The organism is Aminobacter sp. BA135, assembly GCF_050859125.1.
In the GTDB taxonomy this organism is placed as follows: Bacteria; Pseudomonadota; Alphaproteobacteria; order Rhizobiales; family Rhizobiaceae; genus Aminobacter; species Aminobacter ciceronei.
The window spans coordinates 309,074-325,232 of record NZ_CP139572.1; the positions used below are offsets into that span (position 1 = coordinate 309,074).

General features: G+C 64.2%; 16 protein-coding genes. 11 read left to right on the top strand and 5 right to left on the bottom strand.

Annotated elements, in window-relative coordinates; genetic code table 11:
• Positions 1 to 72: 72 nt before the first annotated feature.
• A complete protein-coding gene (locus tag SLT36_RS01585) occupies positions 73 to 1,332 on the bottom strand; it encodes an NAD(P)/FAD-dependent oxidoreductase (protein ID WP_432285514.1) in 1,260 nt (419 codons plus the stop codon).
• 115 nt (positions 1,333 to 1,447) lie between these two features.
• On the opposite strand from SLT36_RS01585, the gene SLT36_RS01590 reads away from it, so the two are divergent.
• The 7 genes from SLT36_RS01590 to SLT36_RS01620 all read left to right on the top strand — a co-directional run bounded on the left by SLT36_RS01590 (position 1,448) and on the right by SLT36_RS01620 (position 9,216).
• Positions 1,448 to 1,612 carry a hypothetical protein gene (locus SLT36_RS01590; RefSeq protein WP_432285515.1) on the top strand — a complete coding sequence of 55 codons (165 nt, stop codon included), beginning with the start codon at positions 1,448 to 1,450 and terminating at the stop codon, positions 1,610 to 1,612.
• Positions 1,609 to 2,979, top strand: coding sequence for an amidase (locus tag SLT36_RS01595; protein ID WP_432285516.1), 1,371 nt, complete (start codon positions 1,609 to 1,611; stop codon positions 2,977 to 2,979). The genes SLT36_RS01590 and SLT36_RS01595 overlap by 4 nt, the downstream gene beginning before the upstream one ends.
• Positions 2,980 to 3,644: 665 nt before the next feature.
• Positions 3,645 to 5,129, top strand: a complete 1,485-nt coding sequence (locus tag SLT36_RS01600; protein ID WP_432285517.1) for an ABC transporter substrate-binding protein — start codon at positions 3,645 to 3,647, stop codon at positions 5,127 to 5,129.
• Between the two features lie 99 nt (positions 5,130 to 5,228).
• Positions 5,229 to 6,149, top strand: coding sequence for an ABC transporter permease (locus SLT36_RS01605; RefSeq protein WP_432285518.1), 921 nt, complete (start codon positions 5,229 to 5,231; stop codon positions 6,147 to 6,149).
• Between the two features lie 13 nt (positions 6,150 to 6,162).
• Positions 6,163 to 7,176: an ABC transporter permease gene (locus SLT36_RS01610; RefSeq protein ID WP_432285519.1), complete on the top strand. Its 1,014-nt coding sequence runs from the start codon at positions 6,163 to 6,165 to the stop codon at positions 7,174 to 7,176.
• A complete protein-coding gene (locus SLT36_RS01615) occupies positions 7,173 to 8,201 on the top strand; it encodes an ABC transporter ATP-binding protein (RefSeq protein WP_432285520.1) in 1,029 nt (342 codons plus the stop codon). Before SLT36_RS01610 ends, SLT36_RS01615 begins: the two co-directional genes overlap by 4 nt.
• Positions 8,202 to 8,214: 13 nt before the next feature.
• Positions 8,215 to 9,216 carry an ABC transporter ATP-binding protein gene (locus SLT36_RS01620; RefSeq protein WP_432285522.1) on the top strand — a complete coding sequence of 334 codons (1,002 nt, stop codon included), beginning with the start codon at positions 8,215 to 8,217 and terminating at the stop codon, positions 9,214 to 9,216.
• A gap of 28 nt (positions 9,217 to 9,244) precedes the next feature.
• Here SLT36_RS01620 and SLT36_RS01625 read toward each other — a convergent pair whose 3' ends face one another.
• Positions 9,245 to 9,796: a MarR family winged helix-turn-helix transcriptional regulator gene (locus tag SLT36_RS01625; RefSeq protein WP_432285523.1), complete on the bottom strand. Its 552-nt coding sequence runs from the start codon at positions 9,794 to 9,796 to the stop codon at positions 9,245 to 9,247.
• 210 nt (positions 9,797 to 10,006) lie between these two features.
• Here SLT36_RS01625 and SLT36_RS01630 point away from each other — a divergent pair, with 210 nt between their 5' ends.
• Positions 10,007 to 10,375, top strand: a complete 369-nt coding sequence (locus SLT36_RS01630; RefSeq protein ID WP_432285524.1) for a hypothetical protein — start codon at positions 10,007 to 10,009, stop codon at positions 10,373 to 10,375.
• An 11-nt stretch (positions 10,376 to 10,386) separates the two neighbouring features.
• Positions 10,387 to 11,028, top strand: a complete 642-nt coding sequence (gene maiA / locus SLT36_RS01635) for a maleylacetoacetate isomerase (RefSeq protein ID WP_432285525.1) — start codon at positions 10,387 to 10,389, stop codon at positions 11,026 to 11,028.
• Between the two features lie 22 nt (positions 11,029 to 11,050).
• Here the strand turns inward: maiA and SLT36_RS01640 are convergent, their stop codons facing one another.
• Entirely contained in the window at positions 11,051 to 11,689 is a 639-nt protein-coding gene (locus tag SLT36_RS01640; protein ID WP_432285526.1) for a class I SAM-dependent methyltransferase, read from the bottom strand.
• A gap of 236 nt (positions 11,690 to 11,925) precedes the next feature.
• On the opposite strand from SLT36_RS01640, the gene SLT36_RS01645 reads away from it, so the two are divergent.
• Positions 11,926 to 12,108 carry a hypothetical protein gene (locus tag SLT36_RS01645; protein WP_432285527.1) on the top strand — a complete coding sequence of 61 codons (183 nt, stop codon included), beginning with the start codon at positions 11,926 to 11,928 and terminating at the stop codon, positions 12,106 to 12,108.
• Between the two features lie 700 nt (positions 12,109 to 12,808).
• Here the strand turns inward: SLT36_RS01645 and SLT36_RS01650 are convergent.
• Together SLT36_RS01650 and SLT36_RS01655 are read right to left on the bottom strand one after the other, a co-directional pair.
• Positions 12,809 to 14,056, bottom strand: coding sequence for a flavin-dependent oxidoreductase (locus SLT36_RS01650; protein ID WP_432285528.1), 1,248 nt, complete (start codon positions 14,054 to 14,056; stop codon positions 12,809 to 12,811).
• A 75-nt stretch (positions 14,057 to 14,131) separates the two neighbouring features.
• Positions 14,132 to 15,028, bottom strand: coding sequence for a LysR substrate-binding domain-containing protein (locus tag SLT36_RS01655; protein ID WP_067955049.1), 897 nt, complete (start codon positions 15,026 to 15,028; stop codon positions 14,132 to 14,134).
• A gap of 152 nt (positions 15,029 to 15,180) precedes the next feature.
• Here SLT36_RS01655 and SLT36_RS01660 point away from each other — a divergent pair, with 152 nt between their 5' ends.
• Entirely contained in the window at positions 15,181 to 16,152 is a 972-nt protein-coding gene (locus tag SLT36_RS01660; RefSeq protein ID WP_432288212.1) for a bile acid:sodium symporter family protein, read from the top strand.
• Positions 16,153 to 16,159: the final 7 nt, after the last annotated feature.

Below are 16,159 nucleotides of genomic sequence, written 5' to 3' on the forward strand. Positions count from 1 at the left end.
GTTTTCCGTCCGGAATTGCGCAAAAACAAGAAGGTGGAGCGCTTCCGCATTTCGAAGAATAGCGGAAACGCTTTAGCCGCCGAAACGCGAAGGCGCGAAGGCGGCAACCGGCACCGGTGGCTGCTCGTCGTGGAGCAGGCTGGCGACGACGGCACCTGTCATCGGGCCGTTGGCGAAGCCGATATGGCCGTGGCCAAAGGCGAAGATCAGCCTGGGATGGCGGGTGGCGCGGCCGATGACCGGCAGCCCGTCCGGCGTCGACGGCCGGCTGCCGAGCCAGGTCTTGCCGTCGACCAGCGTGGTGAAGGAAAGCGTCTTTCGCGCATCGGGTTCGACGCCGTCGATCTGGGCATGATTTGGCGGATCGTCCTGCCGCGCCAGCTCGACACCGGTGAGCAGGCGCACGCTGCCGTTCATCGGCGACAGCACGTAGCCACCGGCAGCATCATAGACCGGGCGGCGCAGCTCAACGCCCTCGGCAAGAGCAAAATGGCGATGGTAGCCGCGCTCGGCCGCAAGCGGAAAACGGTAGCCGAGCGTGCGGGCAAGCATCGCCGAACGGGCACCGGCGGCGAGCACGACATGGCGGCCTTCGATCCTCCGGCCAGCGACCATGACCGCCATGGTCTCGCCGGCTTCGAGGATGGCTTCCGCCTTGCCGGCGACAAGGACCGCGCCCCGGCCTTCTGCCGCCTGCCGGTAGAGCTCGACAAGGTCGCCGGGGCTTTCGACGGAACCGGTGTCGGGAAAGAAGATGCCATTGCTGAAACGGCGGGCGAGATGCGGCTCGAGCTGGCGGATCTCATCCTCGCCGAGGCAGTCGATACGGACGCCGTTCTCTTTCAGGACCGCCTGCTCCAGGACACTGCCGGCGAATGCCTCGGCGCTACGATAGAGGCGGAGCCAACCATTGCGCTTGATCAGATGGCGGCCGCCGACGAGATCGGCCAGCGCGACATGGCGGTCGAACGCCTCGGCGACCATCGGGTTGAGTGCCGCCGCAGTGCGGCGCCATGCGCCCTCCTCGGCGGCAAGCAGGAAGCGCACCAGCCAGGGTGCGAGATGCGGCAGCGAGCGCAGGCGGGCACGCACGGCGATGTCGCGGCCAAGCGCATAACGCGGCAAGCGCGCGCGGATACCGGGTGCGGCCATCGGGAAGATCGAGCCACGGCTGAGCACGCCGGCATTGCCGAAGGATGCCTGGGCCTCGGCAATATCAGGATCGATGACGGCGACGCTGAGACCGCGCGACTGCGCTTCGAGCGCCACCGACAACCCGACGATGCCGCCGCCGACAACCACCACGTCGAACGGCTTTTCATTCTGCTTCACGCTGCCCACCCGATGCCCCGGTTGGTTCGATACCGGCCGATTCCAACCCCGCTCTTCCAACAATGCACAACAGACGTATACTGATCAATTCCTATCTCTCAGCACCGGACGAAACATGCGCGACGTGACCCCGCCTGCTCCCTCCCAAGAGATCGCGCTGCCGCCCGAGGCAAGTGCTGCGGAAGCCGCCGATTTCGCGCGCGGCATAACAGTGCTCGACAGGCTAGCCAGGCGCGTCACAGAGCTGGCCCGCACGCAGGAGCGAGAGGACAAACAATGAGCAGGCTGGAACAGCTTTCCATCGCGGAACTTGCCACCACAGTGACCCGCCGCGAGATCGCCGCCGTCGAGGTAACGGGCTATTTCCTCGACCGCATCGCGCGTTTTGATGGCGAGCTTTCGGGTTACGTCCATGTCGCCGACGAGGCAGCACTTTCGCAGGCACGGCGTCTCGACGCGCGCCTCGCGGCCGGCGAGATTGTCGGCCCGCTTGCGGGCGTGCCGATCTCGGTCAAGGACATAGTCGCGGTTGCCGGCATGCCCAACACCGGCGCCTCGCATTCGCGGCTCGGCCGCAGGCCGACGCAGGATGCGCCTGTCGTGCGCCGGCTCAGCGATGCCGGGGCGATCATCATCGGCAAGGCCAATTGCCATGAACTGGCCTTCGGCGGACCGTCCTTCGACCTGCCGTTTCCGCCAGCGCGGAACCCATGGTGTCAGGAGATGTTTCCGGGCGGCTCGTCGAGCGGGTCGGGCGTCACTGTCGCCGGTGGGCTGTGCCTGGGATCGGTGGCGACCGACACCGCCGGCTCGATCCGCCTGCCGGCGACGATGTGCGGCATGGTCGGCTTCAAGCCGGGCTTCGGCGTCGTTCCCGTGGACGGCATCGATGCGCTGGCCCATTCTATGGACCATTGCGGGCCGATCGCCGCGCGTGTCGACGACTGCCGCAGGCTCTATGCCGTGATGGCGGCGCACGAAATCGGGCCGATGCCTGCCTGCGACGCGCCGTCATTTGCCGGCATGCGCCTCGGTGTATCACCTGATGGCTGGGGGCTGGGCGCCAGCCTGCGGGCCGAAGTGGTAACGGCAATGCGCAACGCGCTCGAGCTTTTCGCTGCCAACGGCGGCAAGATCGTCGAACTCGACCTGCCGCCGCTCGAAACCTTCCATGCACCGGGCGCTGTGGTGATGATGGCTGAGATCGCGGCACATTACGGCGCCGAGGTTCGCGGCAATTTCTCCGCCTTCGGCGAAATGTTTCGCGGTCGCGCGCTGGTTGGTGAAAGTCTTGCCGCCGCCGACGTCGTCGCGGCACGGACGTTGCGCGACGTGCTGCGCAGACGGGTCGACGCCAGCCTCGCCACTGTCGACGCCATGCTTTTGCCTGGCGCACTCGCACCGGCGGGACCGCTCAGGACAGTCGACAAGTTCTACTTCCTCGAGGAGCCTATCCCCAACATCCTGGCCAACCTGACCGGCCACCCGGCGCTGGCCTTCCCTTTCGGCAAGGCCGGCAATAGCATGCCTCTAGGGCTGCAGATCGTCGGGGCAAGCGGGACCGAAAGCCGCATCTTCGACATCGCCGCCATGTTCGAGCGCCTCGACGGCGATCTGGTCAGGCTGCCACCGCGCTATTTCAGCTGACGCCAGCCCCGCCGATCTGGCGGCCCACTTCTTTAACCACCGCAACAGTCGAGCCCGCCTGCTGCCCGCGTAACACTAAAGGCGCGGGCAGCAGTTCAACATCGCTGCCAGCGAGAAACGCGATAACAGAACGTACAAGCAGTTCCTTGTTCGAAACGAGTATTGCCCAGCAATCTCATGCCGCGGTGGAGATCAGCCAAACAGGATAACGTCTCCCGCTGCACCAACAGGCTGGCGCAATTTGCACTCTTGTCGTCCAACACCAGCGCAGCCGTAGCTGTCGTCGCGATGTATTTTCCGCAGTCGTGACCGCCGGGAAAGGCAGAGGAACGCCGTCGTCCTTCTTGCTGTTGTCATTTTTGGTATACTATATGCAAGAAATTGCCAAAAAGAACCACTGGGCCGATTTCTTGCGTGATATTCGTGAGCGAAATTTCAGCAATCACGTTCTAAATTTTGTGCATTTTCAATAATTTATGTTGCCGTCTGGCGAATTTCAGAAACTCGACCCGGCATCGTCAGCAAAGTTGATCAACAATCGCTTGACAGTCGATTGCATACAATCCACTCTTCTGGCCGAGGGATGTGGCGGCCCACACTATCAACGCAGCACAAGACTGCGCGCATCAGGTCGATTTTGTTGTCTTTGGCGAATGGGTGGACCAATGAACGTACTGACGAGACTGACAAGCAGCGCCGCCGTGGCGGCAATCATGGCTTTTTCCCCGCTGTCGGCGCTGGCCGCCGACATCACCATCGCGATCGGTTCGGAGCCGTCGACGCTCGACCCGCAGGTGCGCGACGACGGCGGCGAGCGCGCGATCAACGACAATGTCTATGAGACGCTGATGGCGCGCACGCCGGACGGCGAGCTCATCGCCGGCCTTGCGGCCGCGGCGCCGACGCCGGTCGACGCCAAGACCTGGGAGTTCAAGCTCAGGCCCGACATCAAGTTCCACAATGGCGAGGCGTTCAACGCGGATGCCGTCGTCAACAGCGTCAAACGCGTCATCGATCCGGCGCTTAAGTCGGAGCAAGCCGCCTATTTCGGCACCATCACCGGTGCCGAGAAGGTGGACGACCTGACCGTGCGCATCATCACCTCCGGTCCGGATCCGATCCTGCCCTCGCGCATGTACTGGATGAAGATGATCCCGGCGACCTATGCGGCGGACGCCAAGTTCGCCGAGGCGCCGGTCGGCACCGGCCCATATAAGTTCACCAGTTGGAACCGCGGCCAGGACATCGTGCTGGAGAAGAACGCCGACTATTGGGGCGATGCCGCGTCGATCGACAAGGTGACATATCGTTTCGTAGGCGAATCCGGCACGCGCCTTTCCGGCCTGATGGCGGGCGAGCTTGATGTCATCACCAACCTTCTGCCGGAGTTCGCCCAGCAGGCGCCGAAATTCGCGGCCGTCAGCGGCCTCGAAACCAGCCTGATGATCGTCTCGACCGACAACGAGGTGACCAAGGATCCGCGTGTCCGCGAAGCGATGAACATTTCGGTCGACCGCAAGGCGCTGGCCGAGAGCCTGTTCGGCGGCTACGCCACACCGGCCAAGGGCCAGGTCGTCAACCCCAAGGCGTTCGGCTACAACAAGTCGCTGCCCGACTATGTCTTCGACGTGGACAAGGCCAGGGCGCTGATCAAGGAAGCAGGCGCCGAAGGCAAGACCATCAAGCTCGTCGGCGAGGCCGGGCGCTGGCTCAAGGACCGCGAACTGATCGAGGCCGTCGGCGCCTACTGGAAGGACGCGGGCCTCAACGTCGACATCAAGATCGAGGACTTCGGTGAGTACCTGAACCAGTTGTTCGACAAGAACACACGGCCGGATGCGATCTTCCTGTCGAACTCCAACGAGCTGCTCGACGTCGACCGTGAAATGACCGCCGTGCTACAAAGCAAGGCGAGTTCCGCGTCCAACAGCGACCAGGAAATGTCGGACCAGATCAGCGCCGCCAGGACCGAGACCGACATCGAGAAGCGCCAGGCCATGTATGACGCCATCACCAAGAAGTCGTACGATCTGTCCTATCTCGTCCCGCTGCTCAACCAGCAGGACATCTACGGCTTCTCCAAGCGCCTGGAATGGCAGCCTCGCGTCGACTCCAAGCTCCTGGTCAAGGAGATGAAGGTCACGGAATAACGAGCACAATTGCGGGTTCGAACAAAAACATAAGCGAACCGCAACAATTCTGGAGCCGGCTCAGAAAGGGAGGGCCGGCTCCAGCCAATGGAGAGGACTATGGGTGGTTTTCTACTCCGCCGGATTGGACAAGGTCTCCTTGTCGTGATCGGCGTGACCGTGATCGTTTTCATCGCCACGCGCATGGTCGGCGATCCGGTCAAGGTGATGCTGCCGCTGTCGGCGACCGACGCCCAGCGCGCGGCCTTTGCCCAGCAGATCGGCCTCGACCGGCCCATTGCCACGCAATTCGTCGATTTCGTCAGCGACATGGCCCGCCTCGATTTCGGCGACAGCCTTTGGCAGCGCCGGCCGGCCCTCGACGTGGTGCTCGAACGCCTGCCCAACACGCTGAAGCTGATCGGCGCCGGCCTCGGCCTGGCGATCCTGTTGTCGCTGCCGCTCGGCGCCACCGCCGCGCTCCGGCCCGGTGGCTGGGTCGACCGGACGACTGTCTTCGTCGGCCTGTTCGGCCTGTCCCTACCGCAATTCTGGTTCGGGCTTTTGATGATCGTGTTCTTCGCCGTCACCCTCGGCTGGCTGCCGACATCGGGCATGGGCGGCGCGCGCTACTACATTCTGCCGGCAATCACGCTGGCCCTGCCCTCGCTGGCCCGGCTGGTGATGCTGGTGCGCTCGTCGATGATCGACGAGCTGAACCAGCAATATGTCCGCACCGCCCGCGCCAAAGGCCTGCATTTCAAGCGCGTGGTGATGGTGCATGCGATGCGCAACACGCTGGTTCCATTCGTGACGCTGGCCGGCTGGGAGCTGATCAGCGCACTGGCCGGCTACACTGTCGTTGTCGAGACGGTGTTTGCCTGGCCCGGCCTCGGGCTGACGGCAATGCAGGCGATCCAGAAGAGCGACCTGTTCCTGCTCCAGGCCATCGTCTTCACCGTCGCCGTGCTGATCGTGGTCATCAATGTCGGCCTCGATGTCATCTACAAACTCATCGACCCACGGATAAGGTTGGCTTGAGATGGCTATCCCCATGCCTGTGACGACGCCAGTCGCAACCGCCCGCAACGCCGCGCAACGTCCGACGCTGCTGAGCAGGCTCGACGAGTTCGGCCGTGAGCTCTGGCAGGACAAGCTCGGCACGCTCGGCTTTGCCGTCATCGTCGCCCTTTTGCTGATGGCGATCTTCGCGCCGCTGCTGGCGCCCTACGATCCGGCCGCCCAGTCGGTGATCTCGCGTCTCAAGCCGCCGGCCTGGCTGCCAAAGGGCAGTTGGGAACACATCTTCGGCACCGACCATCTCGGCCGCGACGTGCTTTCGCGCGTCATCTACGGCGCCCGCGCCTCGCTGTTGGTCGGGGTGCTTGTGGTGCTGTTCGCCGGCAGCTTCGGCGTCGTGCTCGGCCTGTGGGCCGGCTTCAGGGGCGGCCGCACCGACTCGATCATCATGCGCATCGTCGACGTGCAGGTGGCATTCCCCGGCCTGCTGCTCATCCTGCTGGTCATCTCGGTCATCGGCCCGAGCATGACGACCATGATCATCGTACTCGTCGTCACCAACTGGATGGTCTATGCCCGCGTCGTCCGCGGCATCGTGCTGTCGGTCCGGCAGACGCCCTATGTCGAGGCAGCCGAAATGATCGGCTGCAAGACCTCGCGCGTCATCTTCCGCCACATCCTGCCCAACCTGACCTCGCCGCTTCTAACGCTCGGCATCCTCGAATTCACCAACATCGTGCTGGCGGAAGCGGCTCTGTCCTTCCTCGGCCTCGGCGTGCAGCCGCCGGCGACGAGCTGGGGCCTCGATGTCGCCAATGGCCGCGACTACATCTTTGTCGCCTGGTGGCTGATCACCTTCCCCGGCCTGTCGATCGCCACGACCGTGCTGGCGGTGAACCTGTTCGCCAGTTGGGTGCGTGTCACCACCGACCCGCAGGAGCGCGAGAAGCGCTTCGCCTACCAGCGCGCCAAGCAGGCCGCCCGGCAGGCCCGCCGCTGCCCGCAAGCCCGAAGCCCGGAAGCCAAAAGCCAGGGAGGCCGCTCATGAATGTCAGCGCCAACAGCACAGGCACGCCGCTGCTCGAAGTCGAAAAGCTGAAGGTCGAGTTCGACACCAGGCGTGGGCTGGTCCAGGGCCTGCGCGGCGTGACCCTGTCGATCGGCCGCGGCGAGACACTCGGCGTTGTCGGTGAATCCGGCTCGGGCAAGAGCGTCACCGCGCAAGCTGTGATGGGGTTGATCGACCTGCCCGGCCGCATCGCTTCGGGCGACATCAGATGGAAAGGCCGTTCGCTGCTCGGCCCCGATGGCGAGCGCTACGCCCGCGACATCAGGGGCAAGGAAGTGGCGATGGTCTTCCAGGACCCGATGACCTCGCTCAACCCGGTGCTCAAGATCGGTACCCAGATCGGTGAGGTGCTGGAGCGGCATCTCGGCATGACGCGCGCCCAGGCCCGCAACCGCGCCGAAGAGCTGCTTGCCGCGGTCGGCATCAGCGCCCCCAGGCGTCGGCTCGACCACTATCCGCACGAGTTTTCAGGCGGCATGCGCCAGCGTGTGATGATCGCCATGGCGATTGCCTGCGAGCCTGAGCTGTTGATCGCCGACGAGCCGACGACGGCGCTCGACGTCACGATACAGGCGCAGATCCTCGAACTGCTCGCTGAGCTGCAGCAATCGCTCGGCCTGTCGGTGGTGCTGATCACCCACGACCTCGGTGTCGTCGCCGGCCTCTGCCATCGCGTGGCGGTGATGTATGCCGGGCAGATCATCGAGACCGGACTGGCCGAAGACGTGTTCGAGCGCCCGGCGCATCCCTACACGCAAGGGCTGTTGCGCTCGACTCCGCGGCTCGACGAGGTGTCCGACCGCCTGGTCTCGATCGAGGGCACGCCCCCGAACCTGGTGACGCCGCCGGAGGGTTGCTCGTTCCAGCAGCGCTGTCCGCTCTCGGGCGAGGCCTGCCGCAAGGCGCCCAAGCTCGAACATATCCGCCCGGACGCCGAGGCCGCCTGCTGGCAGCCGTCGGTACCGGCCTGGGCAACGCCGCTGATGTCGCCCACCTTCCCCTGACAGGAATTTTTCGATGCTCAACCCCGTGCCAGCCCAGCCGCCAGCACCACCACTGCTCAGCGTGCAGGGCCTCGACGTCACCTATGAAACAGGTGCTCAGGGCTTCTGGGGGCGCCCCAAGGCGTTCAAGGCGCTGGAAGATATCTCCTTCGACCTCCACCCGGGCGAGACGCTCGGACTTGTCGGCGAATCCGGCTCCGGCAAGACCACGACGGGCCGCGCCGTGCTCCGGCGCATCACGGCCTCGTCGGGCAAGATCGTCTTCCAGGGCAACGACATCACCCATACCAAGGGCGAGGCGCTGCGCAAGCTCCGTCGCAACATGCAGTTGGTGTTCCAGGATCCTTATGCCAGCCTCAACCCGCGCATGCGGGTGATCGACCTCGTCGCGGAGCCGCTCCTGGTGCACGGGCTGATCCGCCATGTCGACGAAGCCCGCGACCGCATCACCGAATTGCTGCGCATCGTCGGTCTGCCGGCGGACGCGCATGACCGATTTCCGCACGCCTTTTCCGGGGGGCAGCGTCAGCGCATCGGCATTGCCCGGGCGCTGGCGTTGCAGCCCGAGTTCATCGTCGCCGACGAGCCGGTGTCGGCGCTCGACGTCTCGGTGCGGGCGCAGGTGGTGAACCTGATGCAGGACCTGCAGCGTGAGTTGGGGCTGAGCTACCTGTTCATCGCCCACGACCTCTCGGTGGTGCGCCACATCTCGCATCGCGTGGCGATCCTCTATGCCGGGCGCATGGTCGAGATCGCCGATCGCGACGATCTCTACGACCATCCGATCCACCCCTATACCGAGGCGCTGCTGTCGGCGGTGCCGGTGCCGGACCCGCGCACGCAGCGCCAGCGCAAGCGCATCGTCTATGGCGGCGAGATCCCCGATCTGGTCAACCCGCCAGCCGGCTGCCGCTTCTCGACACGCTGCCCGCTGGCGACAGACCAATGCCACAAGGAAGCGCCGAAGCTGTCGGCGCGGTCGCCGGGCCATCTCGTCGCCTGCTGGAACAGGTAGACCTTTCGGGCAAGCCGGCGACTGCCGGTCAGTCGCCGAACTTGCCGGTGGCAAGCGCTGCCCGGCCGTATTTGTTGTTGGCCTCGAGCAGCCTGATCAACGTTGCCAGGAAGGCTTCGCGTTGCTTGTCGCCGAGCGTATCGAGCAGCCTGTCCTGAGCGCGGCTCATTGCCGGGTGCATCGCCGCCACCAGCTTCTCGCCCTCGCCGGTCAGGCGCGCCAGCACCATGCGCTTGTCCTCGGTGCTGCGGGTGCGCTCGACCAGACCGCGCTGGGCCAGCCGCGACAGCACGTCGGCGACGTTGGTGCGGTCGATGCCGAGCGCCTGGGCAAGTGAGATCTGGTCGGAATCGGGATTGCCCGAAAGGATGGTCAGCAGCCCGTATTGCACCGGCGTAATGCCGAAACCCTCGCACTCCTCGAAGAACAGGGCGTAGTGGACCTGGTGCAGCCGGCGGATGAGATAGCCCGGCCGCTTCCACAGCGGCAGCCGCTCGATGAGCTGCTGCAGTTCGGGATTGGGCGCGGCGGCCGTTGCTTTTTTCTTCTGCGTCCCGTCCGTCCTAACCGACTTGGCCACGCTCATTCCCCTTGCCTGTCACTGCACATCTCTATCCCTTGCCGGACTGGCGGGAAAGAGCGGTACCACCGCATACTTCCGGCCCTCGAAACGGCAATCGCGGGACGCCCGCCGCTCCGGAACCTTTGCCTGGCAAGGCGTTGCGCCTTGCGCACGCAATAAAAGGAAGTATACTGATGATTATTGGGAACACCGGAAAAGGAGAGCAGCATGGCGCAGGAACCGCTGGCCACGAAAGGCAACTTCCTTCACATCTACGACTTCCGCGTGGAAGTCGGACGCGAAGACGAATTCGTCCAGCTGTTCGAGGAATTCGACTATTCGGACGGCAATCCGATGCACAAATCCTGGGCCCAGGTGAAGGACGGTGTCCTGTGCCGCGACACCGAGGATCCGCAGCGCTTCTTCCTCATCGCCGAGTGGTCCGACATCGTCGAACACGCCAAGATCCGCAAGGTGCTGGCAGAAGACATCAAGCCGGCCTTTGTCGGCCTGATCGAGGGGCGAAAGTTCGTGCCGAAATATGTCGAGGTCGTCTCGTCGACGCCCGACGAGATTCTCAACGCTGCGTCGCACTGAATGCCGGGGCGATGCGCACGCTCTACACCTTCTTCAGGTCGTCGACATCGTACCGGCTGCGCATCGCGCTCGCGCTCAAGGGGCTCGACTGGGAACCCCGCTTCATCAGCCTGCCCAGGATGGATCACCGCACCGCCGACTATATGGCGCTCAACCCGCAGGGCCTGGTGCCGGCGCTTGTGGACGACGGCCAGGTCTTCGCTCAAAGCCTCGCCGTGCTAGAATATCTCGACGAAACCCACCCCGAGCCGCCGCTGCTGCCCACTGACCCCGCCGGGCGCGCTTATGTCAGGGGCCTCGCCCAGGTCATCGGCTGCGACATCCACCCGCTCAACAATGTGCGCGTGCTGAAGTACCTGAAGGCGCGCTGGCAGCTGTCCGACGACGACAGCAACGAATGGTACCGGCACTGGATCGAGGAAGGCTTCAGGTCGTTCGAGGCGACACTTCGCGCCGGCTGCCGGCATGGCCGCTATTGCCTTGGTGACACGATCACCATCGCCGACATCTGCCTGGTGCCGCAAGTGGCCAATGCCCGCCGCTTCGACTGCGACCTTTCCGCATTCCCGCTGTCGGTCGAGATCGCGGGCGCCGCTGCCGCCCTGCCCGCTTTCGCCGAGGCACATCCAAGCCTTCAGCCGGACGCGTTTTGAAACGTCAGCGCGGCCGTCCCGGTCAGCGCTTGCGCGCGACGATATAGGGCCTGTTGTCGTTGCCCTTTGTCGCGTGGTTTTCGGTCGCGACGACCTCGAAGCCCGCGGCAGAAATCATCCGGACCAGTTCTTCTGTACTGAAGGCACCGGCATGCGGCGCAAATCCTGTGGCACGCATGACTGGCAACAGCGCCAGCCGGATCAGCGGGTTCATGTCGCCGAGGCACGGCGTCTTGGAGACGAACAGACCGTCGCTGGCCAGCAGCGTGCGGATGCGCCGCAAGGTGCCGGGCAGGTCGCGCACCAGATGCAGATAGTTGAAACCGAGAACCACCTCGAACTGGCCGGACCCGAGTTCAGGCGCCTCCGCCGTCGCGGTCAGGAAATCGAGCCCTTTGATGGGGCACACCAGGCGCTTTTCCTCAGCGATCGCGATCATCGCCGGCGAGAAATCCGTCGCCAGATAGGTTTTCACGTCGCCAGCCAGCAGCATGGCCGTTGATCCGGTGCCGCAGCCGAGTTCCAGCACCTGGTCGCCGGCCCGCAGCAGCCCGCGCGTCCGGTCCAGCGTGCGGGCGTAGCCGCTTTGGTCGGCCACCGCCGCCTTGGCATATCTGCGTGAAGACCGGTCCCAGAAGCGGGCGTCGCTCGCAATGCTCATCCAGGATGCTCCTTCACGGTCATACGAACCGGGACAATGTCGAAACCACGATCCAATCGAAATGGCATGTCGCAGTGACGAATAACCGGAGAGTCTTGCAGCAACATTGCGAGAGGCAGAAGCGCAACGCACGCACTCCTTTATCTATCTCCACTTCTTACGCGGTGGCACGTATCAGTCTTATAGAGAACACAGACATATTCTTCCGTGCCCCGCGCCACCCTCAGGAAAGCGCCATGGCGGCCCAATATGGCTTCAAGCTCACCTTCGGGAACCTTGCCTTCTCCCGCCATCGATACGATCTGATCATCCAGAGTTGTGAAGCCCGTCCACCGTGGCACGACGACAAAAATCCGCTTCATCGTCAGCCGGCCTGCGGCAACGGGCTGGTATCCCTGTCGCAGCAAATCGTTGCTTGAGGGGCGTTCAGCCGCCGCCGAGCGGCCGGGAAATGCGCAAAGTAGTAGTGCAAGCGTCAAAGCTGCCGAGATGCCATGGTTCATGAAGAACACCCTACGTCACCAGATGATAAGGCGGCAAAGCAATTTACCAATATTGGCGCCAATAGGCCCACGCCCTGGCGCGGAGGAGCTTCGGCAAAACCGTCTTGTTCTCGATCAGCCATGAAAGATGCATGACAGCCGCGCCTGACAAGGTCTGCATTGCTCCCGGTTCAACCGCTCCACTCAACAACCGCAAGTCTCGGCCTGTTGCAACGGGTCAAATCCTGGGGTCACGCTGCGGGCCATGAAAAGACCGGAAATCCTAGACCCGGGTGCCACCGGCCGTTTGGCAAGAGCCACCTTCTCGCGCGCCTTCATGTCAGAGACCAAGTGGCGGAAACTGATTGCCGCAGTGCGCGCCACGCGCAAGGATGTGAGATGCATGACGGTTCAATTCATCGATGCCGCCGATGTCCGACAGATCCACCTGGACTAAGCTGCCCTTGGCCTTACATCGACACCATCGAATTCGGGCCAGTCGAACTTCGGTCCATTGTATGGATGGAATTCGATGCCGACCTTACGGACCTGCTCGGCCCGATCGGCAGATTTTCGATCGAGCTGCGTGACGGCAGGACCAGAATAGTCGGCTATCTGGCCTGAGCGCGCCCACCCCCTATGCCCGTCGCCGCTCGGCCACCGTTGCCTTGTCGTAGCCGGCGACCTTTTTGTAGCTGTTCGATAGTGCTGCCAGTTCGTCCTGGGTGATGACGTCATCGAGCCGCGCGAAAGGGCGGTCCCCGGTGCGCTCATAGACCTCCTTGAGGATGACGTCGGGCGGAGTGGAGCGGTTGGTGCGCACGACAGTCGCGGTCGCCTGCAGCCGCTTACCCTCATAGGCCTTGAGCACAGCCGCGACATCGCCCCCCGATGCAAAGCAGTCGGCAAGCGCACGCGCATCAAGGATCGCCTGGCCGGCACCGTTGGAGCCGCGCGGATACATCGGGTGGGCGGCATCGCCGAGCAGCGTCAGCCGGCCAAAGCTCCATCGGGCGAGCGGATCCTTGTCGACCATCGGATATTCGAGGATCGCCTCGGCACCTCGGATCAGGCCGGGCACATCGAGGAAATCGAAGCTCCAGTCGGCGAAGGCATGAATGAAGTCGTCGAGCCGGCCGCGGCGGTTCCAGTCCTGCTGGTGATAATCAGGCGTCTCGATCTCGGCGACCCAGTTGATCAGCTGGCGACCGTCAGCGTCGAGCGTGTTGCGGATCGGGTAGATGACCATCTTGCCATGCGTCAGCCAGCCGGCGCGGACGTAGCTGGCACCGCCGAGGAAGGGTTTCCACCAGGTCGTGCCGCGCCACATGTTGACGCCGGAATAGATCGGGCCGCCATCGTCCGGCACCAGCTTGCGGCGCACGACGGAGTGGATACCGTCGCAGCCGACGATGGCGGCACCGCGCTGAACGGGCCGGTCTTCGCCGGTGTAGCCGTCGACGAAACGGGCGACCGCCGCATCCGCCGTTTGTTCGACATCGATGCATTTCCAGCCGGTGACGACGCAATCCGGGCCGGCCCTCTCGACGAGTGCTGCGTAGAGGATTTGCTGCAGGTCGCCGCGATGGATCTGGAACTGCGGGTAATCATAGCCGGCAAATGTACCGACCGGTTCCTTGTAGATCAGCTGGCCGAAGCGGTTGAAGAAGCAGGATTCGCGCGCCGTGACCGCCGCTTCGGCGAGTGTTGGCTGCAGGCCGAGCTCGGTCAACTCGCGGCTGGCATGCGGCAGGATCGAGATGCCGACGCCGATCGGCCTGATCTCCTGCGCGCTTTCGTAGACGCGGAAGGCAATGCCCGCCTTGTGCAGCATCAGGGCCAATGTCAGCCCGCCGATGCCTGCGCCGATGATCATCACGTCCATATGGCTCTCCGATCAATTTAAGCAGTATACTGACTATTTTCTCGCTCGAAAGGTGTGACCCGCCGAGTGCCCGGCCTAGACCGCCTCGCGGAACGGCAGCTCGAATTCCTGGCGGGCGTTGCGGTCGAGGATTTCCTTCGCAAGTGCTGCGGCAACACCCGTCGGCTCGTTGGCGGCGCTGGTCAGGATGAACTCGACTTCCTCGAGCTGTGGCAGTTGCGGGCTGGTCGGCAGCACCATCAGCCCCGACGACACCATGCTGCGCGGCTGAACCATGATGCCGAGCCCGGCGCGCGCCGCTGCCTGCAAGCCGCTCAGGCTGCCGCTGGTGCAGACGATGCGCCAGGGGATGCCCTTGCGGTCGAGCGCCTCGATCGCCGCGACGCGGGTGATGCCGGGACGCGAGAACAGGATCAGCGGCAAGGGTTTGCCGGCTTCGACGACCGACGGATCGCGCGCCGCCCAGACCAGCCGCTCGGTGCGCACGGCAACACCGCTGCGCGCCTCGCGCTGCTGGTTGAGCCCGACGCGGCGTTTGGCGATGACGAGGTCGAGCGCACCTTCGTCAAGCAAGTCGAACAGCGTGCTCGACAGCGCCACCGTCAGCTCGAGCTCGACCGACGGGTGGCGCTCGGTGAACTTGTGCAGCACGTCGGCCAGGCGCGTGGTGACGAAATCCTCGGAGGCACCAAAGCGGATGCGGCCGCTGAGCCTGGCCCCCTGCAGATAGCTGCGGGCACGTTCGTTGGCGTCGAGGATCGAGCGGGCGAAACCGAGCATCGCTTCGCCGTCCGGCGTCAGCATCACCGAATGGGTGTCGCGGACGAGAAGCCGCCGGCCGACGCTGACTTCGAGCCGCCGGATGTGCTGGCTTACCGTCGACTGGCCGAGGCGCAGATGCACCGCCGCCCCGGTGAAGCTGCGCGAGCCGGCAACCGCTACGAAGGTCTGGAGGAGTATCGGATCGAACATGATCCCTCCCTGTGTTCACGAAACGAAATGAGCGTCATTCCTGTATGCGCCATTCACAATGCCACCGGCATTTGGCATACTGTATACAAAATTAGCTCATTGCCAAGGGATCACACGCCTTGTTCGCACGTTTTCGTCCCGACACCTTCATCATGCTGATGATCACCTGCATCGTGCTGGCATCGCTTCTGCCGGCACAGGGCAGCTTCGCCGGCCATTTCGGCACCGCGACCAACATCGCCATCGCACTGCTGTTCTTCCTCCACGGCGCGCGGCTGTCGCGGGCGACGGTGATTGCCGGCATGACACATTGGCGACTGCACCTTCTGGTGTTCTCGACCACCTTCGTGCTGTTCCCGATCATCGGGCTTGGGCTCGGCCTGCTGGTGCCGACGGTGCTGCCGGCAGCGCTCTATGCGGGCGTACTGTTTTTGTGCGTGCTGCCGTCGACCGTGCAGTCGTCCATCGCCTTCACCGCCCTTGCCGGCGGCAACGTGCCGGCCGCGGTGTGCTCGGCCTCGGCCTCAAACATCATCGGCATGTTCCTGACGCCGCTTCTGGTCGGGCTGCTGTTTGCCAAGACCGGCGGCGGCGGCGTGTCGCTGTCGGCGATCGAAGGCATCATGCTGCAGCTTCTGGCGCCCTTCATCGCCGGCCAGCTCGTCCAGCCCTGGCTTGCCGGCTGGCTCGGCCGGCACAAATGGTTGGTGACTGTCGTCGACCGCGGCTCGATCCTGATGGTGATCTATCTCGCCTTCTCCAAGGCGATGGTCGCGGGCCTGTGGCAACAGCTGCCGCTGCAGTCGCTGGTCGTGCTGCTGCTGATCGCGGCCTTTCTGTTGTCGACGGTGCTGGCGGTAACGATCTCCGCCAGCCGTTTCCTCGGCTTCTCACGACAGGACGAAATCACCGTCGCCTTCTGCGGTTCGCACAAGAGCCTGGCCTCGGGCGTACCGATGGCCAACGTCATCTTCGCCGGCCAGGAGATCGGCGCGATCGTGTTGCCGCTGATGCTCTATCACCAGCTCCAGTTAATGGTCTGCGCCTGGATGGCACGGCGCTACGCCGAACGCACCGCTGCCGAGCGTGCGACGATCGCCGAGGCCCAGGGCGCGGCGCAGTAGCCGCGCT